The 19,664-nt window shown below is 44.5% G+C and carries 17 protein-coding genes and 1 tRNA gene; 9 read left to right on the top strand and 9 right to left on the bottom strand.

The window, feature by feature from the left end; all coding sequences use genetic code 11:
- Positions 1-685: 685 nt before the first annotated feature.
- The 4 genes from ACFSDB_RS08940 (at position 686) to ACFSDB_RS08925 (ending at position 5,640) form a co-directional block, all read left to right on the top strand.
- Complete coding sequence (locus ACFSDB_RS08940; RefSeq protein ID WP_204891952.1) at positions 686-2,956, top strand: excinuclease ABC subunit UvrA; 2,271 nt, start codon at positions 686-688, stop codon at positions 2,954-2,956.
- A 186-nt stretch (positions 2,957-3,142) separates the two neighbouring features.
- Complete coding sequence (locus tag ACFSDB_RS08935) at positions 3,143-3,709, top strand: DUF4126 domain-containing protein (protein WP_204891951.1); 567 nt, start codon at positions 3,143-3,145, stop codon at positions 3,707-3,709.
- A gap of 842 nt (positions 3,710-4,551) precedes the next feature.
- Positions 4,552-4,905 (top strand): hypothetical protein, encoded by a 354-nt coding sequence (locus ACFSDB_RS08930; protein WP_204891950.1) that lies wholly within the window; start codon positions 4,552-4,554, stop codon positions 4,903-4,905.
- Between the two features lie 339 nt (positions 4,906-5,244).
- The gene (locus tag ACFSDB_RS08925; protein ID WP_204891949.1) at positions 5,245-5,640 is read left to right on the top strand and encodes a hypothetical protein; all 396 of its coding nucleotides are present in this window, start codon (positions 5,245-5,247) and stop codon (positions 5,638-5,640) included.
- A gap of 241 nt (positions 5,641-5,881) precedes the next feature.
- Here the strand turns inward: ACFSDB_RS08925 and ACFSDB_RS08920 are convergent, their stop codons facing one another.
- The 3 genes from ACFSDB_RS08920 to ACFSDB_RS08910 form a co-directional block, all read right to left on the bottom strand.
- Positions 5,882-6,868, bottom strand: a complete 987-nt coding sequence (locus ACFSDB_RS08920; RefSeq protein ID WP_204891948.1) for an ABC transporter substrate-binding protein — start codon at positions 6,866-6,868, stop codon at positions 5,882-5,884.
- A gap of 120 nt (positions 6,869-6,988) precedes the next feature.
- Positions 6,989-7,744: an ABC transporter permease gene (locus tag ACFSDB_RS08915; protein ID WP_204891947.1), complete on the bottom strand. Its 756-nt coding sequence runs from the start codon at positions 7,742-7,744 to the stop codon at positions 6,989-6,991.
- Complete coding sequence (locus tag ACFSDB_RS08910; protein WP_204892146.1) at positions 7,728-8,516, bottom strand: ABC transporter ATP-binding protein; 789 nt, start codon at positions 8,514-8,516, stop codon at positions 7,728-7,730. The genes ACFSDB_RS08915 and ACFSDB_RS08910 overlap by 17 nt, the downstream gene beginning before the upstream one ends.
- A 252-nt stretch (positions 8,517-8,768) precedes the next feature.
- Between ACFSDB_RS08910 and ACFSDB_RS08905 the strand changes: the two genes are divergently transcribed.
- Positions 8,769-8,852: transfer RNA gene (locus tag ACFSDB_RS08905), tRNA-Leu, on the top strand.
- A 181-nt stretch (positions 8,853-9,033) separates the two neighbouring features.
- Positions 9,034-9,561 (top strand): GNAT family N-acetyltransferase, encoded by a 528-nt coding sequence (locus ACFSDB_RS08900; RefSeq protein ID WP_204892145.1) that lies wholly within the window; start codon positions 9,034-9,036, stop codon positions 9,559-9,561.
- Between the two features lie 128 nt (positions 9,562-9,689).
- Here ACFSDB_RS08900 and yfkAB read toward each other — a convergent pair whose 3' ends face one another.
- Positions 9,690-10,820 (bottom strand): radical SAM/CxCxxxxC motif protein YfkAB, encoded by a 1,131-nt coding sequence (yfkAB, locus tag ACFSDB_RS08895; protein WP_204891946.1) that lies wholly within the window; start codon positions 10,818-10,820, stop codon positions 9,690-9,692.
- Between the two features lie 269 nt (positions 10,821-11,089).
- Here yfkAB and ACFSDB_RS08890 point away from each other — a divergent pair, with 269 nt between their 5' ends.
- Positions 11,090-11,401: a hypothetical protein gene (locus ACFSDB_RS08890; protein ID WP_204891945.1), complete on the top strand. Its 312-nt coding sequence runs from the start codon at positions 11,090-11,092 to the stop codon at positions 11,399-11,401.
- Positions 11,402-11,489: 88 nt separating this feature from the next.
- Here the strand turns inward: ACFSDB_RS08890 and ACFSDB_RS08885 are convergent, their stop codons facing one another.
- Positions 11,490-12,152 (bottom strand): DNA alkylation repair protein, encoded by a 663-nt coding sequence (locus ACFSDB_RS08885; protein WP_204891944.1) that lies wholly within the window; start codon positions 12,150-12,152, stop codon positions 11,490-11,492.
- Between the two features lie 490 nt (positions 12,153-12,642).
- On the opposite strand from ACFSDB_RS08885, the gene ACFSDB_RS08880 reads away from it, so the two are divergent.
- The gene (locus ACFSDB_RS08880; RefSeq protein WP_204891943.1) at positions 12,643-13,983 is read left to right on the top strand and encodes a PQQ-dependent sugar dehydrogenase; all 1,341 of its coding nucleotides are present in this window, start codon (positions 12,643-12,645) and stop codon (positions 13,981-13,983) included.
- 570 nt (positions 13,984-14,553) lie between these two features.
- Positions 14,554-15,324 carry a PH domain-containing protein gene (locus ACFSDB_RS08875; protein WP_204891942.1) on the top strand — a complete coding sequence of 257 codons (771 nt, stop codon included), beginning with the start codon at positions 14,554-14,556 and terminating at the stop codon, positions 15,322-15,324.
- A gap of 81 nt (positions 15,325-15,405) precedes the next feature.
- Here ACFSDB_RS08875 and ACFSDB_RS08870 read toward each other — a convergent pair whose 3' ends face one another.
- From ACFSDB_RS08870 to ACFSDB_RS08855, 4 genes are all read right to left on the bottom strand, one after another.
- Positions 15,406-15,987 (bottom strand): hypothetical protein, encoded by a 582-nt coding sequence (locus ACFSDB_RS08870; RefSeq protein WP_204891941.1) that lies wholly within the window; start codon positions 15,985-15,987, stop codon positions 15,406-15,408.
- A 90-nt stretch (positions 15,988-16,077) separates the two neighbouring features.
- Positions 16,078-16,686 carry a hypothetical protein gene (locus tag ACFSDB_RS08865; protein WP_204891940.1) on the bottom strand — a complete coding sequence of 203 codons (609 nt, stop codon included), beginning with the start codon at positions 16,684-16,686 and terminating at the stop codon, positions 16,078-16,080.
- A 544-nt stretch (positions 16,687-17,230) separates the two neighbouring features.
- On the bottom strand, positions 17,231-18,763 hold the full coding sequence (locus ACFSDB_RS08860; RefSeq protein WP_377339811.1) for an FAD-dependent monooxygenase: 1,533 nt from the start codon (positions 18,761-18,763) through the stop codon (positions 17,231-17,233).
- Positions 18,764-19,050: 287 nt separating this feature from the next.
- Positions 19,051-19,506, bottom strand: a complete 456-nt coding sequence (locus ACFSDB_RS08855; RefSeq protein WP_204891939.1) for a hypothetical protein — start codon at positions 19,504-19,506, stop codon at positions 19,051-19,053.
- Positions 19,507-19,664: the final 158 nt, after the last annotated feature.

The following is a 19,664-nucleotide window of genomic DNA, read 5'->3' as shown; positions in this document are numbered from 1 at the left end:
ATGGCAAACTGCAAATAGCCATAATTATTTCTTACACAGGGACGATTTAGGAACTGCTGGAAAGGAGTAAAATACCGGGAGTACGAAAAATCAAGAAGGCAAACCTTCAATGACCACGGTGTTAGTGACAAATGACTCTATCCGAAAATTGACGGTTCTTATGTCCCGTACCCGACAACCGGGTTGTCCGGAAAATTGAGAAGAACGAGGGGGACTAAGCTAGTTCTTCCTCGTTCACTTTTATGCCATCCCATCATCGATGCTGCGTATCCAACTATTGGAAAGGTGACTATATTAATTGAATGGATCAAAATCATTATTGAAATAGTCCTGGCTGCGTTTTTATAGGGAGTAACAGACAATAATAATTGAGCGCCATGCAGGGGGGAAATGGGGACGACTGAATAAATGAAAAATAAAGTAAAGGAAAACCGTCTCCTTAGAAAAAATTTAACCGGGTTACACAACAGGCTTTTATTTATAGTACATACATCGCCGCTCCGAAGAAATCAACATTTCTTGGAGCGTCTTTTTATTATGTTTGTGTGAGCCGGACCAAAACAGGGAATGCATTTATTATGTAAATTGAGATAAGAATTAGCACAATTATGCCGCGTTGGCACTTTAGACTGGCCGATGCTAAGAAATCTCTCGATATGTTTGATTGGAAAAGGAGAATGTTGAAATGCCAGATAAAAGAGATGAAATCATTTTGCGGGGGCTTCGCGAAAATAATTTGAAGAACATTGATTTGAATATCCCGAAAGAAAAAATCAATGTGTTTACCGGCTTGTCAGGTTCCGGGAAAAGCTCAGTCGTATTTGATACCTTGGCAACCGAAAGCAGGCGGCAAATGACGTTGAACTATCCGCTATACATCCGGCACCAGATGCCGAGGTACGAGCGGCCGCATGCCGATTTGATGCAGCACCTGAGCCCGGTCGTCGTCGTGGAACAGAAACCGGTGCGGAGCAATTCCCGCTCGACCGTCGGCACTTATATGGACATCGATCCGTTGATTCGGCTGTTGTTCTCGCGGATCGGCAGCCCCCCGATAGGTTCAGCCACTGAATTTTCGAGTGACAGTTCTTTCGGCAACTGCCCGGTATGCAACGGCTTCGGGGAAACTGTGGCGCCGGATATTCATAAAATCATCGACCACACGAAATCACTCCGGGACTCTGCCGTGCGATTCAAGCCGCTGGCGCCGTCCGGCTGGCAGGGCAGATGGATGATCAACGGCGGATTGTTCGACCCTGATCTTCCCATCAAAGATTTCACGGAAGAAAAATACAATCTCTTGGTCTACGGGCCGCCGGAAGGCGAGCGGGCATTTGGCACTTATTATTACAAAGAAGGCAATCGGGACATTGAATGGGACGGCATTCTTCCTCGGTTTATCCGACTGTACATTAACCGCGACCTGACGAAACTGAAAATCATCTCCCAGGAAGATGTCTTAGCGATGACGACGCGCACAGCGTGCCCAACCTGCGAAGGTTCGGGATTGAATCCGAAAGTGCTGGAATGCAAAATCAATGGCTTGAACATCGCCCAGTACGACCATTTAGAACTGACCGAATTGCAAGGTGAACTGGCGAAAATAGAAGATCCTGTCGGGACATCCATCGCCCAGCAAGCGTTGCCGAGTGTGACACAATTGGTTGACTTGGGGCTGGGGTATTTGAGTCTGGCGCGAAAAATAGGGACCTTGTCCGGCGGAGAAGCGCAGCGCGTGAAAATTGCCCGCCATTTAGGCAGCAGCTTAAACAACATCACGTATATTTTCGATGAACCGAGTGCCGGGCTGCATCCGGAAGAAATCGACATGCTGACGCATATGCTGAAAAACTTACGCGACAATTACAATACTGTCGTCGTCATCGAACACAATTTAGCTGTCATTAAAACGGCAGATGAAATCATCGAAATGGGCCCGGGAGCAGGTGTGGGCGGCGGCGAAGTGGTGTATCAAGGCGCACAGGCAGGGCTAAAGAAAGCTTCAGCAATCACCGATTTGGATCATAAGGTAAGCGTGAATAAAACCCCGCGGCAGGCAGATGCCAGTTTTTCGATTCACAATGCTTCGACCAATAACTTGAAAAATGTCAGTGTTGACATTCCGAAAAACGTCCTCGTATCGGTATGCGGCGTTTCAGGTTCCGGCAAGAGTTCGTTGATGTTCGACGCATTTACCGGCAACTATCCGGAAACCATTTCAGTGGGCCAGGGCAGCATCGGAACTTCCAGCCGGTCGACTCTTGCGACTTATATGGGGATTATGGATGACATCCGGTCGATTCTGGCCAAAGAAACGGGACAGCCGGTGGGCTTGTTCAGCTTTAATTCATCGGGCGCCTGCCCGGTCTGCGAAGGAAAAGGCGTCACTACGCCAAACGTCGCTTTTGCGGATCCCGTGACTGTCACATGCGAAGCTTGCAGAGGCACGAGGTATTCGGATGAAGCCTTGTCGCATCGCTTTAAAGGAAAAAACATCGTGGAAATTCTGGAATTGTCGATTGATGAAACCAATGAGTATTTAAATATGCCGAAAATCGTTAAAAAAGTGGATACCTTAAAAGACGTCGGCTTGGGCTACCTGACATTAGGGCAGACAACCAGCTCGCTGAGCGGCGGTGAAGTGCAGCGCCTCAAGCTTGCCAGCCACCTGAAAAAAGAAGGGCAAATCTATTTACTGGATGAACCCTCACTAGGGTTGCACACCAAAGACAACGCGCATTTATTGGACGTCTTCCAAGGCCTTGTCGACAAAGGCAATTCGGTCATCCTCATCGAGCACAATCTGAACTTTATCGCGGCGAGCGACTGGGTCATCGAAATGGGTCCAGGCGGCGGGAAAAAAGGCGGCGAAGTGTTGTTTGAAGGAACACCGGAAAGCATGCTCCAGTCGGACACATTGACGGCGAAGTGGCTAAGAAAAGGCGTGAAGGGGTAATGAATGAATCGCGACTCTCCAGGTAGGCCAAATCTTATTCTCACTCACTCCGACGATATCTAATGATTTTTATTTGATATTGCTTTTACAGTATGTAGAACAGAGGATACAGTTAACGATTCTTTGAGCACCTGATTCCTGCTGGTATATAATGGTGAAAAGTCCTTGGAAAGGAGTGAATCTTCTATGGAGATGATTCTTGCAGTATGCATCGGCCTGGCTTTAAGTGCGACAGTAGGATTCCGGATTTTTACGCCTTTATTGATAACCGGTATTTTTGAACGAGTAGACTGGATTACGTTGGCCGAAGGGTTCAGCTGGCTAGGCAGCACCCCGGCTCTGGTTGCTTTCGGAGCGGCCACCGTTTTTGAAATAGCCGTAAATTATATTCCGGCGGTCGGTTCGATTATGAAAGTGATCGCAACACCGATCGCGGCAATTGCCGGTATTTTGCTGACAGCGTCGTTTATCGGAGATATGAATCCGTTGCTCGAATGGAGCATCGCGATAATCGGTGGCGGAGGAGTTGCTGCAGCATCGCATGCTGCGGTGACGGGTGTTAAAGGTGTAAGCGAAACCGCGCTTCTCAGTCCCGCTGTCGCCGTCGTAGAAGATGTAACAGCGACGGCAGTGCCAATCGCCATTTTCCTGGTTCCGGTGCTGGCAATTGTGTTTGTTGTGTTGATTCCAGTGCTGATTTTCACGCTTTATAACAAGCGGAAGCGCCGGAAGAAAAATCGCATCCCTGTCTAATAAAATCGTGTCCCTGTGTAAATTGCATAACTAAACGCTTCGAGAAACTCACCATTTCTCGGAGCGTTTTTTTATTCAACTCTTTAGGAAGCACAAAAAAACAGCAGAAAGAATCTCTGCTGTCCTATAACTTATTACTCCAAAAACTGTGTATCCGTCAACAACGCGAAATCCGGTTGCTCTTTCAGGAACTTCAAGTCGAAAGAGGAATCGCCGAATGCCTGGATTTCTTCAAGAGCGAGGGGCAGTATCAAAGATCATATTTTTATCGTTTATTAAGAAGCTAATTGAACTTACAAACTGGTCGGAAATTTTGTCACTCATAGGACTGGACACTAACTGTAATTCACTTGCATTACAAACTTAATGAAAACTATTATAATTAACTGAAAATTGTGATAAATTAAAATTACTAAATGTCATATTGTAAGTTGTTTTGAAGGAGAAATTCTACTGGAGAAGCAATTCGCTGTATTTATAATTTGCAACGAAACGCGTCTATAAACTGAAATCGGTCGAAGGGATAATCGGGAAAGCCATCAGCCAACAGTTGTTCATGAATTTAGCATAACAAATTCCACGAGGTGAAGGAGCGAAACAACGCCCGTCTTAGCATTGGAGGTTGATACGTTGAAACAAACAAATTTAGTAGCAAAAAAGATCAGCTGACGATTCAACGATATGTTATTGGAGTTCGAGGTGGTGTTCCGGCTTTTCGAAAGTGACCGTGAAATTAAGTCCAGTTCCTGAGCATGTGACAAGTAACTGAACCTATCTATGCTCCAGGAGGATTACTGCTTAAGCAAGACTCTCTAAAAGGAGGCGAATAAGCTATGTTCTTCATGACAAGATGCGGAATTCTGGTCAATGAGGATTTCGACACATACGACATCGTGCGCCAGGACACCGGCGCCCTGATCGACGAGATCCCGCTTCGGGCAGCCAGCTGGTTCATCGTGAACGAGGTCAACCGCATGGAGCGCAAGTACCGGATCTTCATCGTCAACAAGTACAGCATGTTCAATCAGCTGCAGAAGGGATGCCACCCGGTCCTCTACTGGCGGCCGGGGACCCACAACAACCTGCTGACGCATATCAAGGAAACGTACCAGGAGATGTCGAACCTGGAGCACACGATGGAACTGAAACGGCAAGGCCACCGGCCCTCGGGCCTGAACTTCGACGGACGATTATAAGACGGAAGACTTTCTCTCTCGTTTCGCCAATGGCGATAATAAGTTGATACTTTCCTTCTCGGGTGTCACCTTTATATTCGTCAATAGCAATGATGAACGCGGTTTCGCAATTTCCGACGTTTCTTGGAGAACCAGCGTATCGAATCGACGCAACTTCCAAAAAGAATCGACTTCAGCCGGATCGGGCAGTAGAAGATCATCAATTTTCTCTAGACGTTCAACCAGCTCCCCCGAAAAATACTGAAATAAAATACGTTTTTTAAAATATTCATGACTTTCTTGTCGCGTTCGACTTGAGTGGACAATCTTCATTATTACATGAAAAAAGGAGGGATTAGATTGGGAGTAGAACGTAGGGTAATAGAAGTTAATATCTTTAAAATAACAACGCCAAAGGTAAGATATTTTATCTTTTGGAAATCAGCTAACGAGAGGTTAAATTTAACTTTTGAGCCATTTAAGATTAAAAAACCAACTAAGGAGTATCCATATGAATATCATATGTATGGTGATGATATACTTCTATGGAAGGAATATAGTAGTAGCATTTTTTCTTATTATGATAGCTATATTCCGACTTCTTGGGAGAATGCAATGAAATATGAAATGTATACGGCTATTCTAAGCGGAAAACTTAATCGGACAGGCAAGTATAAACAGACCGGAGAAAAAATTGAGATAAAATTTAACTGGGTAGGAGATCCAGTCCCAAAAGCTAAAATTGAGTACAAATAGGAATCTGACGTCGATTGCCCCGTCTGTAGTAAATGTTGCACTATATACAAAAAAATTTTCAGTCAACAGCCATCCTTAATGAAATCATTCGATTTCGAGGATGGCTTTGGTGTGTGTATGAATTGGTAAATTTCAACACTCAATCATCCCTTTGGGACAGCTAAAAAATCGAAGAAAATATAAGTACCAGAAAAAGTTCACAAAAAAACAGCAGAAAAGATTTCTGCTGTCCCATAAACCGTTATTCCAAAAACTGCGTATCCGTCAACAACGCGAAATCCGGCTGCTCTTTCAAGAACTTCAAATCGAACGAGGAATCGCCGAATGCCTGGATTTCTTCAGGGGCTAGGGCGGTGTCGAAGATCATGTTGTCCCATGCGCCATCAATGATAGAAGCTTCGAGTTTCTGGCCGGTAATGTCATCGATTGTATTGATGGTGATTTCTTTTGCTTCGTCCGGATTTTGGGCGATGAACTCGGTCGCTTCTTTATGCGCATCGACAATGCCTTGGACCATTTCCGGGTTTTCTTCGATCAGTTTGCTGGAAGTGACCAGAACAGAAGCGGGCAATGTTGTGCCGAAGGAGATTTCATCCGGTTCGATGATGACTTTGGCGCCGGTGTTTTGCTTGAGTACCGAAGCCCAAGGTTCCGGGGCTACGGCGACATCCACTTTCCCGGTAGCGAACATCGCTTCGTATTGGGCAGGGTTGCCGGTCTGGTGAAGCATTTCGCCGCCGATGCGGTTGGAAGTGATGCCGTTTTCTTTCATATAGGTTTCAAACTGGACGTCGTGTGTGCAGCCGACGCGCGGCGTGATGAATGTCTTGCCGGCAAAGTCCTCGATGGAGTCGATGCCGCTGCCGTTTCTCGCCATGACGACGGTGCCGCCTGAAGCGCCGCCGGCAATCATGGTGACGTCTGCGCCGTTCGTGTAGTTGTTCATGGCAGGTCCAGGGCCGACAAGGCCGGCATCGATGTCACCGGTTTTCAATGCGGTCATGAAATCCGCGCCATCCGCGAACGTGACGTATTCAACTGTTGTGCCGTCTTTCAGGTTCTTCTCATAGAATTCCTGGTCTTTAGCGACCATGGCCGGAACGTGGTCCAAGTTCGGGAAGTAGCCGATGGTGACGGAAGATGAATCTTCGCCGGCACCAGGTGAACCGCAGGCTGCCAACGTGCCAGCCAACGCGAGGGGAGCGAGTAGTGAAAAGATACGTTTCATAAGATGATTTCCTCCTATAGGTGAATTTATTTGGAATGAATTGTTTTGCTGCTGAAAACGAATTGCCTTGCTGAAAGCGGTATGTAAGTGGCGAAAGCTTTTATTCTAAGGAATTAAATCTTACGTTTCCAATCCCCAGCGCTTGAGGACGTTCTTTTCGATCCGCTGGAAAATCATCAGGTCGACGATTGCGCCGACAACTCCGATGATGATCATCACGCCGATGACGAGGGACATATTGCCGAAATCGGATGCATAGCGCAGCGTGTAGCCGAGCCCCGGCCCGGAACTGAGCAGTTCGCCGGCCATCAATGCCCGCCAGGCGAATGCCCACGCGAGGCGCGCACCCGTGACGAAATACGGGACAGAGGCGGGAATGATGACCTTGACGAACAGGTCCAGGCCATTCGAGCCCATCGTCCGTGCTGCTTTGATGAACAGGGGATCGACGTTCTTGATGCCGGTGCGGACGTTCAGGATCATGACGAATGTTCCGCCGAGAATGACGACGAAAATGATGGAGCCTTCACCAAGGCCGAACCACATCATGGCCAGCGGCAACCAGACGATGCTTGGCACGCTCTGCAAGGCGAGCACCAGCGTGCCGAGGGTTTCATCCGCTGTCTTGGAGCGTGCCAGCAGGATGCCGACGCCAGTCCCGATGATGACGGCTGCAACGAGGCCGATCAGCAACCGGCGGAAACTCGCGATCAGGTCATAGACCAGTGTCATATCGGCGAACCCGGCAACCAGTGAATCGTAGACACTGACGGGGGAAGGGAGTATGGTTTCGTGCCACAGCTCAAAGCGGGAACCGAGTTCCCAGAACAGGATGAGCGCGGCGAAGAAAATAATTCGTTTAACGGCCGGCTTCATAGGCTTGCTCCTCATCTATGACTTTATCGATCTCTGTTTTCAGAAGGCCCATGATGCGCTCTTCGAGTGCCGCGATTTCCTGCCGGTGCTGCTCGCGCGGGCGCGGGATGTCCACTGTGATATCGGTCAGGATGGTGCCGGGACGTGTGCCCATGACCAGGATCCGGTCGGACAGCTTGATCGATTCCGAAATGCTGTGGGTGACAAAGACGATGGTCTTTTTGGTATCAATCCAGATTTCCTCGAGCTGCCCGTGCAGGCGGCTTCGGGTCTGTTCATCTAACGCGCCGAACGGTTCGTCCATCAACAGGACAGCCGGGTCCATGGCGAGCGACCGGGCAATCGACACACGCTGCTGCATACCGCCCGACAGTTCATGGGGATAATGGGAAGGGTAATTGCTGAGCTGGACCATTTTCAAAAAATGATGGGCGCGCTCCTGGCCCTCTTTCTTGGACATTTCCTTGCGCAGCGGGAACATGACGTTCTCCGTCACGTTCATCCAAGGAAACAACGCGGCTTGCTGGAAGACCATTCCGCGGTCTTTGCCCGGCTTCACGACTTTTTTGCCGTCCACGATGATGTCGCCTGAACTCGCAGGGACTAAGCCGGCGATCATCGACAATAGGGTGGACTTGCCGCAGCCGGACGGGCCGAGAATCGAAACGAATTCGCCTTTCTCGATGGAGAGATTAATATCTTTCAACACCGTATTGGGCTGGTTGTTCTTATCGTAATAGACTTTGTTGATTTCTTTGGCTTCAATAAATATGGTCGATCACAGGCAATAAAACCTACCTTTCCTATCGGATATCATTAAAGTATAGTAGATTGATAGGAATTGTCAATATTAGATAATTAATTTATCAGTTTTTATTCGCTTGTGTTTTTACGAAGGCAGTACTATCGCTGCGAAAATGTTCCTTCTCTAATGCGAAAAGGCGAGTTCAAAACTGCTATTTGACTTTTTGTTTTCGCCGAGGCAAACTATTTATAGTCCTTGTTTTTGCAGGGGATGCATCTTGCGGATGTGGCGGAATTGGCAGACGCGCTAGGTTCAGGGTCTAGTGGTGGAGACACCGTGGGGGTTCGAGTCCCTTCATCCGCATCAATAGAAAAGACAAAAACCAGCTCCTTGCAGGGGCTGGTTTTTTTTGCGTTCAGGGAGAGGTAATGAGGAAAATCCTATTTGGTTTATTTTAGGTAAATCTTTATAGTAAAACGTAGATGATCAATTACATAAAACGTGCTTCGATAACTGCTTTTATTAATGGGGGGGAAGAATAATGATGATCTTACAAAATGAAAAGTTGAAGGTCCGCCAGTTAGAAAAAGAAGACAATGTCCTGTTGGCAAAATGGCTCTCAGACTCTCGGGTTCTGGAATTCTATGAAGGCAGGGATAATCCGTTCGATCTGGAAAAAGTAAATGAAAAATTTTACGCTTCGGAAGATGAAGAAGAGAAGTGCATTGTGGAATATGAGGGGAAAGCAATTGGCTACATCCAGTTCTACCTATTGGATGAAGAGACGAAAAAGGAATATGGCTATTCCAATGAAACGGTTTATGGAAGCGACCAGTTTATCGGAGAGGTCGCGTATTGGAACAAAGGAATTGGCACATTGTTGGTTACTTCCATGATCGAATTTTTAATCGAACAGAAGCATGCTGACCGGATCGTGATGGATCCCCAAGCCCAAAATACGCGGGCGCTCCATTGTTACGAGAAGTGTGGGTTCAAGAAAGTGAAATTGCTTCCGGGACGTGAACTTCATGAAGGGGAATACCGGGATTGCTGGTTGATTGAGTATTCTTAAAGGTAACCTAAAATCATTCCTGTAAGAAACAGCTGATAACTGCTGTGCCAGTATACGGCAGGCATTCAAGTTAAAGCCGCAAAAAGCCCGATCCAGTTGGAATCTTCTACGGGATCGGGCTTTTCACATTAAACGGTGATTTTTGATTTTTGGACAGTGAAATCGATTTCCGGGTAATAGGCGTCTTTCACCAATAAATTCGGCCCCAGGCATTTTGCGGCCGGGCAGTGGCAGTCGATTGTTTTCGCTAACGGCCGTTCCAACCAGCGGTCCAACATCGCCGGTAACGAATCGGTTTGGATATTGCCCATCGCCGGGGTATCGCCAAAATCCGTGACGATGACTTCGCCGGTGAAAATATTGACGTTCAACCGGGAGCGGCCATCCGGGTCATTGCGGACAGTGACGTTTTTGCTGGCATGGATGCGGTTCAGCAATTTGGTGTCTTCGTCGTTCTGGCTGCACGGGTAAAACGGCAAGGTGCCGAACAACATCCAGACATTGTCATCGCGCGCGTCCAATAAGTCATGAATCGCTTTTCTCGTTTCATCGAGCGATAACACTTCCAATTGGCTGGCAAAATCACTCGGATACATCGGATGCACTTCATGGCGCGCGCATTTCATTTCTTCCACAATCTGTTTGTGGATGCTCTGCAAATGCGGCAATGTCCGTTTGTTTAGCATCGTTTCTGCCGATACCATCACGCCTGCTTCTGCCAGCGCACGACTGTTGTCGATCATGCGCTGGAACTGTTCGGCGCGCCGCTCCCTGGAAGGTTTGCGTTCCATATTGGCGAATCCGCCATCGACAAAATCATCAATGGTGCCCCAGTTATGGGAAATGTGCAGGACATCCAAGTAAGGTGCAATTTCCATATAACGCTCAAGCGGCATCGTCAAATTCGAATTCATCTGGGTGCGGACGCCGCGTGCATGGGCGTATTTCAATAGCGGCAACACATAATTAGCGACCGATTTTTTGGAAAACATCGGCTCGCCGCCTGTCAGACTGATCGTCCGCAAATGCGGGATTTCATCCAATCGCGCAAGGAGCAGCTCGATCGGCAATGCATCCGGATCTTTATGTGCCAGCATATAGCCGACGGCGCAATGTTCACAGCGCATATTGCATAAATACGTCGTGGTGAATTCGATGCTGGATAAAGTCAGTTTTCCGTGTTCCTGGATATCCATATACGCTTCCCACGGATCATATTGTGGCGTGATTTTGGTGAGTGTTGTTGCTGTGTTTTCCATATCTAACGAACTCCTAATAATTTTCTCGACTATTAAGTATGCGCTTTTCGATTTGCTTCTGCAAGGGGTGGTTTAAACGCTGGAGAAATTGCCTCCCTGGAAGCAGGATTTTACAGTTTTTACGTGAAAAAAATGTATTTATACTATTTTCATTTATCCTTTTATCGCTTTATTAACGAAAAATTATATTTTTTTGATCTTTTTACTGGCATGCGAACACAGGTTCTGTTATAGTAAAAGCATATCACTATGGAATGAGGTGGATTTCGATGGTGCTTGCGATCAAAGAAGTGAACGGATTTGAAAAAGGAAAGATGTATACTAGGGATCTTGAGGTTTTATCCTGCTTCAGAAATGACGAACATCGGATAGTCGCTTTAATGGATAGAGATGGTAATGCCTTTTATTGGACAACTACAGTAGATTCACCTGAATATCGAAACTTCCGGAGAAAAGCTACTTATACATTTAAAGTCAGTTATATTTCTACAGTATTTGATCCTTCCAAACCCAGGGTCGTTATTGCAGAATTGAACGACGTAACAGCTGAGAACGGTATGTATGGTCAGGCAGCGATATAAATTAAATGTTTAATATATAAATTGTAAAAGAACCTTGATGCTCTCAAGGTTCTTTTTTGTCTTGTAGTATAAATTATAATCTTCCATCTTACTGCCGTTTGTTCACTTCAATTGTAATGAACTCCGGCAAGTAGTTGGGGGTACATCCTTTTGATACCATTTCATCTTTGTACAGACCCGTTTTCTCACCGATTTTCATACAACGGGTGCGATTCTTTTCATCATAGACGCCTATCCAGCCTGCAGTGAGATTCATGGCCCATTGAACTTCCGGTTCTTCCTGCGCAAGATTCGCTTCTATTGCAGACAGCAAGTCTTCGGTATTATCAGGCGGTGTTTGTCCAGTCCATCTCAAACGTCCTTGATAATACCAGAAAATCCGTCTTTGAAGGGGGGAAGGACTGTTTTCCCAAGACTCCATCAAAGCGATTGTCTTCTTGTCTTTAGTCAATTGATTGGCCATTAACCAATCCATTAAGTTATTTCGCTCATTAAAAGGGTGAGCCTGGATATCTTTATCGAGCTCGTTTAGTACATCTTGTGAAAGAAGTTTTTTGTCCATAATTAAGATGGCTAATAATCTGGGCAAAAACTCTCCAGTTGACCAAAGTTCCATGGCCAGTTCGTGATCCTTTTTAACGTCCTTGGCGATTTTCCGTAAGTCGCCTAGCTTAGTTTTACTATTGATCTGAAATAGGATGTTTTCTGCTTTCGAAGAGTGTTTTATTTCTGCACCTTTTTTTTCATTCATTTTCTGCAACTCCTTTTAGAATGTATTCTCCTTAAGGAAGGGAAATCCTTTTTGGGATTCTAGTCCACCTGTTTTCTGCATCCGGCAGATCATGCGAATAAATCGCTTCTCGGGAAAGCAAAAGCATAGTCGCTTCACTCCGCTCCAAAAGCCACAATCGCAAAAGTCTCCAGATGCATTTTTAACACGCAGCGTCTACAATACTCGAAGCCGGATGAACGGCTCGCCTATTAAATAATCAGCGCCTTTAGTAAGAGTGAACCTGTAATAAGGAAAAATAATGATAAAAATGATAAACATATAATGCATATGATTCGTTTAGGCTAGGTAAATTAGTTTTTATAGAGCCGGCTTAAGGGAATAATAAGTTCAAAAGGGAGGAGGATCCCATGCAAAAAATGAGTATGCAGTTCAAGGGGAAGCTGTGGATTTCAGGGGTCTGAATTTAGTGGATATTCAGTTGAGTATATAGAAAAGGGGAGGAACTACAATGACAAAATTTTCGTGGTCAAGATTAATGTCCCTCACAATGCTGAGCACTGTATTGGCTTTGGCAGCATGCGGCAATGACGACACTGCAAACGAAGAACCAGCGGATGATTCGGATGCTGCAACAGAAGAAAGTGCTGACGAGAGCCCTGACACAGCAGAAGGTACTGAAGAGGGCGTTGAGGAAAGTGCAGAGGGAGAAGCTGCAGAGACCGAACCAAAAGTTACGGAGTTTGAACCGGCATTTCCAGAACAAACAAGGGCACCTGCAATAAAGACTGAAACAGAACTTGATGTGGAAGTTGTTGTTGAGGGGCTTGGCGTGTCTTGGGGGATGGCAGAGTTTGAACCAAACCGCTTGCTTGTTACGCAAAGGGATTCTGCAGAACTTCTTATTGTGAACCTTGAAGATGGCTCTGTTTCCGATCCAATCGCAGGTACACCAGAAGTAAATAGCGAAGATCAAGGTGGTTTGCTTGATGTCACGATTGCTCCTGATTTTGACGAATCAAGATTGGTATTTCTAACGTTTTCCCAAGATGTTGAAGGGGGAACTGTCACTGCTGTCGGTAAAGGTGTTTTATCAGAAGATGAAGCCTCACTTGAAGACTTTGAAGTGATCTTCCAAGCATTACCAGCATATGAGGGTACCTTGCACTATGGGGGACGTATTATCTTTGATGATGACGGCAACCTGTTCTTAACAACTGGTGAGCGCTCAGATGATCCAATTCGTGAACGTGCCCAGGACTTGGATGCTTATTTAGGCAAAGTGATTCACATTACACAAGACGGAGAACCGGTAGATACAAATCCATTTGTTGAAGATGAAGACGCACTGGATGGCATTTACAGCTACGGTCACCGTAATATTCAAGGTATAGACTTCCACCCTGAAACAGGAGACTTATGGATTGTTGAATTCGGTCCACAAGCTGGGGATGAACTGAATATTATTGAACCAGGTAATAACTATGGATGGCCGATTGTTTCTTATGGTCTCGAGTACTCTGGTGAATTAATCAATGAGGGTATTTCAGAACACGAGGCGCAAGGTTTTATTGAACCAAGATATTATTGGGATCCGACAAGTGCGCCAAGTGGTAGTTCATTCTATGATAACGACGCAATTCCTGAATGGGAGAACAACTTGTTCATCGGTGGTTTAGTGTCGAGCTATATTGCACGTGTCGTTATTGAAGGCGACACCATCGTTGGAGAAGAACGCCTATTGACGGATGAAGGCGAACGTTTCCGTGATATTCTTGTAACGGAGGATGGCGCGCTTATTGCAGCCACTGATGGCGGTAAGATTTACAAGATTACTGCAGCAGGTGATTAATAAGTGTCGCCTCACTTTGTCAGCACCAATTAAATTTATTAACTACAATTGCATGAAGAATAAGCCGTATCCAGAAACCTCAATGGTTAACGGATACGGCTTTCGTATTTTCTCTTGGAAGTTAAATATTTATAATTTTGTCTGCCTCAAGGAATAGCTGGAAATGCAATCATTCTTTAGGGACACGGACATTTCCTTCATTACCCCATCAATTGCCGCATGCAGTTTTTCCTTGCCTCCTACGAATCCCCACTACGATTTAAAAAAAGGTATAGAAGAGTAGAAAAGATACTGAGAAGACGCATGAAAAATCGCGTCCTTAGGAAAGAAACAATTCTAAACTATTTTAACAAATCACTACAATTAATAATTTATTCATAAACACACCGACTGCATAAACATTTCGGTTGTGGTTTTTTCCTATTAATATATCTATCAAATAGTATGAATTGTGGTGCTCCCTAGGAAGCAAAGACTTAAGTACAACAAATTAAACCAATAAAAGGAAATCTAATATAAATATGGTATTATCAAATATAAAGGTTATATCATTTCAGAGGAGTTGTTAATGTGGGTTTTTTTGATCGGAAAGTTATTTGTGGCGTATGTAATGAAGAAGTGGGATTAAATCGTTTTAAGTTAAAAAAATCGGATGCTTGGTTATGCCCTGGCTGTTTAAAGCAAGCAGGAGGCGCCGCGGTCATTAATGTGAATAAAATCACTGTTGAAGAAATACAAGCAATTCTTCAAAAGAAGGAAGACAAGCTTGGAGATGACCCTATGTCACGTGCCGAAAATATGTACAGCTATTGTAAGGAGAATAAATTTGGTTCAGGTTTCAACGAAAAGTGGGGTGTTAAGCACTTCAAAGTCTTACAAGATAATTTAATACATGGTGAAAAGGTATTAATGACTTTTATTGGCTTGCACAATTATCAATCTACAACTAAACACGATAGCAACTACGCATATGCGATTACTAACAAACGAATATTGTTCGGTCAAAAGTCTTTGACTGGCGAAAAGTTCAAGGCGGTTAACCACGAAAGAATAAACGATATCACCTTCAATAAAGGAATGGTATTTGGTGTTTTAACCATTGACACACCACAAGAAAAATTTAATATCGCCTTAGACAAAGCTTCTGCTTCGTCTATAAATAGTGAAATCCACGCTGTTTTGGATAATTTAAAATCGTCTAATGTTCAAGAAGGTTTTTCGCAGCCAGTTGCAAATACTTCTGCTGCCGATGAGATTGTAAAATTTAAAGGGCTATTAGACGCGGGTATCATTACACCAGAAGAATTCGACGCGAAAAAAAAGCAGTTGCTTGGATTATAAAATATACAACAAACATGCATAAGAAAGCGCGTTACAGATAAGAAATAATTCCATACGATTTCGAGAATACTCTTAAATTTTTCATGAAAAATCTGTTTCAATAACTTTTATCTCTCTCTTAGTCTGTATGTGAATAAAATTAACTAACTCTTCAAGAGAACCTTCACTAATTAATCTTCTATATTTCTCAATGAGCCGATCAAAGCCTTCGAAATATAAGCTCTCATAATTTAAGTCATTATAAATTTTCAAATATTCTTGATAGTCCAATACAGCCATTTGGTCCTCAATTTGAACGAGTAAGTAATTCCAATTCTTAATTCTTTTAAAGTGAATAGGTTTTTTTATAGCTAGTTCCTGTTCTTCTTCAGTGCTGATTTGTAATAAGAAGTTTTCAATTTCGTGTTTACTTTTAAGTAGATAGGCCCTATTTTTAGTACTAAAATCTGCTTGCTTATACTCTGCGAAACGCTTTTTTCTTAAATGGTCACTATTATTCACATCTTTTTTGTTATTTAGAATTTCGTTCACTTTTTTTGCCCCTGCAGCCATTGCCGGAATTGCGCCAACTAAAATTTCTTTATTATCTTTTGCGAATTTAATTGCTTTGGGACCATGCAATTTTGCTGTTTGTACCACCAGCTTAACCGGAATTTTAGCCATTGTAATTCCCCTGTCTCTAATTAAAATGTCATTAAAATAATTTATAAGCTCTTGCTCTTAATGTTTACTGTAAAAAAGGTCTAATATATATCAGAAACCAAAATCAATTTCTAATGTTCTAAGCAAAGGACTGCCGAAAAGATTAATGGTGGCAGGTCCGATAATTGTGCTGGTCTTTCCGGGGAGGGCTGTAGAATAGGATGTTAAGATATTGGACTCGACCCATTCTCTAGCCATATCTGGATTAGAACCCTTATAAGGTATAGTAACAAAACTACTAAACAAACTGAGCGCGGTTTCGTTAACATACTCTTCAAAATATTGTTGGTTAGTTTCTGTTGAATACCAACTGGCGTCAACATTTGATTCTATCAGTAATACCTGCTGACTGGATCTTTCAAAGTATACATCAACCTGAACCTGGACATAACTATCAGGAATCGTATATTTGGCTGTATAAATATCAGTAGTAGCTCCATCAAAGACAGGAGAAACCACAAATCCTATACTATCTAAATAGTCCATAACATAATGTGGGTCAATTGGAGAAGTTGTTTCTGCTTGCTGGGGCACTTCTTGTTGAAATGAGTCCTCCTCTTCATCTGACTCAAAGAGATTTACCGGTTGATAAGATATATTGAGCCCAACGTAAACAGCTGAAATAATTACTAAAAATAATATAATGTATTGAAGTTTCATAAATACTCCTTTCAATATTTTTGTGAAAAATTTGAAAATTTTAAAAACGAATTAGCTATATATTACTACGGAAAGGAGGTGATATCCATATTTATAATTAATTTAATTCGCTGAGAAGAGAATGTTATGCCATTACTTTATATAACACTAAATCAATTATTTAAATGAAATCGTGTTACGGGAAAAGAAACAATTCTAATCGATTTTGACAATGTACTACAATTAAAAAATCCTGCCCTGTGTGAAAAACTATTCTAAAAGATTTTGACAATACACTATAATTTATATTCTATATACACCATATCAACTTTATGAACAATTCGGATGTGGCTTTTTCTTTTTATTTCATACTTTTAAATTGTGTGGAAGTTGTATTAGACACAGGGATAATCTAAAAACTGCTGAGTACGTATCCGAGCCGGATAATAGGATTTGTGCCGTTCCCTGGGAAGTATAAGTAAGTTTTTTACTTTTAAATGCAAAGAGGCTAGAGGCATGATCCCATCACGGATTCATTCCTCCAGCCTCCTCTACTATTTCTACCTCACTCCACCCCAAAAGCCACGATCCCGTAAACCTCCAAATATGCTTTCAACACACGCAGCCATTGTTTTTCACTCGCAAGCCCCACATGCCCATCTGGCCGGATCAGGTAAAGCGCATCTTGCTTGAAGCCCGCGTCTTTCATCTGGGCTTCCCATGCAAACTCATGGAGCTGGAGCGACTGCGAACGGGCAAAGTCGATCAGTTCGGGCTTCGCTTTGCCGTATATATGAATTTGCCAATCGACGGAGCGCAGCGGTTCGAAATTATCGCCGCTTGCGGTTTCGATCCATGGCAAGCGCATGCCGCCGTAGATTTTGCCGGCTTTGCCCTTGCTCAAAGGGCTGTTGCGGTAATTGATGTGGATTTGAGACAAGATCCTGAACGCGTTTTTCTGGGAGAAAGGAAATGTGAATAGCGCCGGCAGGGCATAGGGCACGAAATACTGGCGCAATAAGGTGCCGCGCAGTTTTTGGTTGACGATCGTTTGAAACGCTTTGTCGGTCGTCGCGATCAACCGGCGCGCAAAGCCGATCCGTTCTTTTTCGTACGTGCTCAATATTCTAGGAGCCGCTTTCTCTCCAATCACCGCCGCGAGCTTCCACGCCAGATTGATGGCGTCGCCAATGCCGGTGTTCATGCCTTGGCCGCCGGCAGGGCTGTGCAGGTGGCCGGCGTCGCCTAAGATGAAGACGCGCCCTTTGGCAAATTGCTCGCTTACGCGGTTATGGACGCGGTACGTCGAAAACCAATTGACCTTGGCCGCGGTTGTGTGGATTTTATTTTCAATGTAATCGCTGATGTCACGGTATTCGAGATCGGTGCGTTCGTTCAACTCCTCGGGCACAATGCCGAGGATGCGCTTGGTCATGGTGTTTCGGACAGACATAAAAAGCATAAAGCCGTCATCGTCCATGTACATGTCCATCTTTTGCATGTTGTCTGCCGGTTTTGCGGTTTCGATATCGGCGACAAAAAATAATTGCTTGTACGTGCCGCCTGGAAATTCGAGTCCCAGCCCTTTCCGGACCATGCTGCTGGCCCCGTCACATCCGCATAAATAGGCAAATTCCGCTCCTTCTAGGGGCTGTCCTTGCTGTTGCAGTACGGCGTTCACGCCTTCTCCCGTGTCTTCAAAAGAAAGCAGCGCGGTGTTCCATTCCACTTCGACGCCGATTTTCCTTAATTCGTCTACGAGAATTTCTTCGTGCTCATCTTGCGGCAAACTCAAGATAAACGGAAACGGACTCTGCCCTTTGCCGAAATCATGGAATTTCACCGTGGCTTTCACTTCTTTCCCGTCACTGACATCAAGCGACAAAATCGGATGCCCTCGCTTGATGTTGCGTTCCGCCAGGCCAAGTTGCTCGTACTGCTCCAATATGCGGGCATGCACAGCAAGCGCACGTGACGCGGTGCCGGTTCCTGCGTTTTTATCGATGATCCGAAACGGCACGCCTTGGCGCGCCAAGCTATAGGCAAGAGCCAGGCCAGTGGGGCCGGCTCCGACGATTAACACTTGTGGGTTCATCATAGGGACCTCCTAATGAGTATCACTTGGGCTGATTGATTGGGTTTCAATTGTCATGTAGTGGCTGGCTCCAATCGGGCATAGGAAAAGTTCTTATAAGAAAAAGCATGTGTTACCGAACGAAAAAGATCTTGTACAGCTACTATATCCTTAATCGACTCATTTCAAGCAAGGGACGCTTAAAATTGAGTCCCTACGAAAAATTCACCCTGTTAATAAAAAATGAAAAAAACCTGTCTTCCGATTTCGGATGACAGGCCTTTTTTCAATATTTGAAGCTATGTTTTCCATTATTGATGAACACTCGTAATCTCTTCCATCAATTGAACCCAGTCTTCTCTCTTAAAATCATACATATCCAGTTCAATCTTCCGCAGAACCATATGGATGCTATCAAACTTGTCATCCGACCGGAATCTCCACCAGCTTTTCACATTTGACGCCTTTGTACCTGGCTCATAATACATCAAGGTGCCTTCCGGATTGATGATTTCCTCGACCCGGTCAACATCCAAAAGATTATGCGGGAAATCAATATAGAGGCCAAGGGATGCTTTATGGGGCGCGATAGACCCGATTTTATGCATCGATTCCGCGTCGGCCTTTTCAAGGGTATTACTCCAAGGAACCGGGTTATGGCCGGCAATTAAAATCTTGCCTTCTGCATTTGTTACAATCTTGCAGTTCGGAAGACTGTTAAAGACTTCGACCATTTCGTCCATTTTTTTCGTTACTGATTTGTTCACAATGCCACTCCTTCAACTAACCTATTCGTCCTATCATAAGTTAAAACCCCGTTACTGTAAATATGAATGGTATTTTTAAGGGTTTCGATGTCCCGTTTTCCACACTCTTGATGCTCCTATTCCTAATGTCACAGAACAGATTCACAAACAAGAAATGC

This window comes from Planococcus chinensis (assembly GCF_042681545.1).
GTDB classification, from domain to species: domain Bacteria; phylum Bacillota; class Bacilli; order Bacillales_A; family Planococcaceae; genus Planococcus; species Planococcus chinensis.
This window is presented reverse-complemented; position numbering and strand designations above follow the sequence as displayed.

Bases quoted from the DNA above. Each gene is read 5' to 3' on its own strand.
- ACFSDB_RS08915 (WP_204891947.1), bottom strand. From the start codon at position 7,744: ATGAAGCCGGCCGTTAAACGAATTATTTTCTTCGCCGCGCTCATCCTG.
- ACFSDB_RS08935 (WP_204891951.1), top strand. From the start codon at position 3,143: ATGGAGATGATTCTTGCAGTATGCATCGGCCTGGCTTTAAGTGCGACA.
- ACFSDB_RS08885 (WP_204891944.1), bottom strand. From the start codon at position 12,152: ATGAATGAAAAAAAAGGTGCAGAAATAAAACACTCTTCGAAAGCAGAA.
- ACFSDB_RS08890 (WP_204891945.1), top strand. From the start codon at position 11,090: ATGGTGCTTGCGATCAAAGAAGTGAACGGATTTGAAAAAGGAAAGATG.
- ACFSDB_RS08860 (WP_377339811.1), bottom strand. From the start codon at position 18,763: ATGATGAACCCACAAGTGTTAATCGTCGGAGCCGGCCCCACTGGCCTG.
- ACFSDB_RS08880 (WP_204891943.1), top strand. From the start codon at position 12,643: ATGACAAAATTTTCGTGGTCAAGATTAATGTCCCTCACAATGCTGAGC.
- ACFSDB_RS08930 (WP_204891950.1), top strand. From the start codon at position 4,552: ATGACAAGATGCGGAATTCTGGTCAATGAGGATTTCGACACATACGAC.
- ACFSDB_RS08870 (WP_204891941.1), bottom strand. From the start codon at position 15,987: ATGGCTAAAATTCCGGTTAAGCTGGTGGTACAAACAGCAAAATTGCAT.
- ACFSDB_RS08940 (WP_204891952.1), top strand. From the start codon at position 686: ATGCCAGATAAAAGAGATGAAATCATTTTGCGGGGGCTTCGCGAAAAT.
- ACFSDB_RS08900 (WP_204892145.1), top strand. From the start codon at position 9,034: ATGATCTTACAAAATGAAAAGTTGAAGGTCCGCCAGTTAGAAAAAGAA.
- yfkAB (WP_204891946.1), bottom strand. From the start codon at position 10,820: ATGGAAAACACAGCAACAACACTCACCAAAATCACGCCACAATATGAT.
- ACFSDB_RS08920 (WP_204891948.1), bottom strand. From the start codon at position 6,868: ATGAAACGTATCTTTTCACTACTCGCTCCCCTCGCGTTGGCTGGCACG.
- ACFSDB_RS08865 (WP_204891940.1), bottom strand. From the start codon at position 16,686: ATGAAACTTCAATACATTATATTATTTTTAGTAATTATTTCAGCTGTT.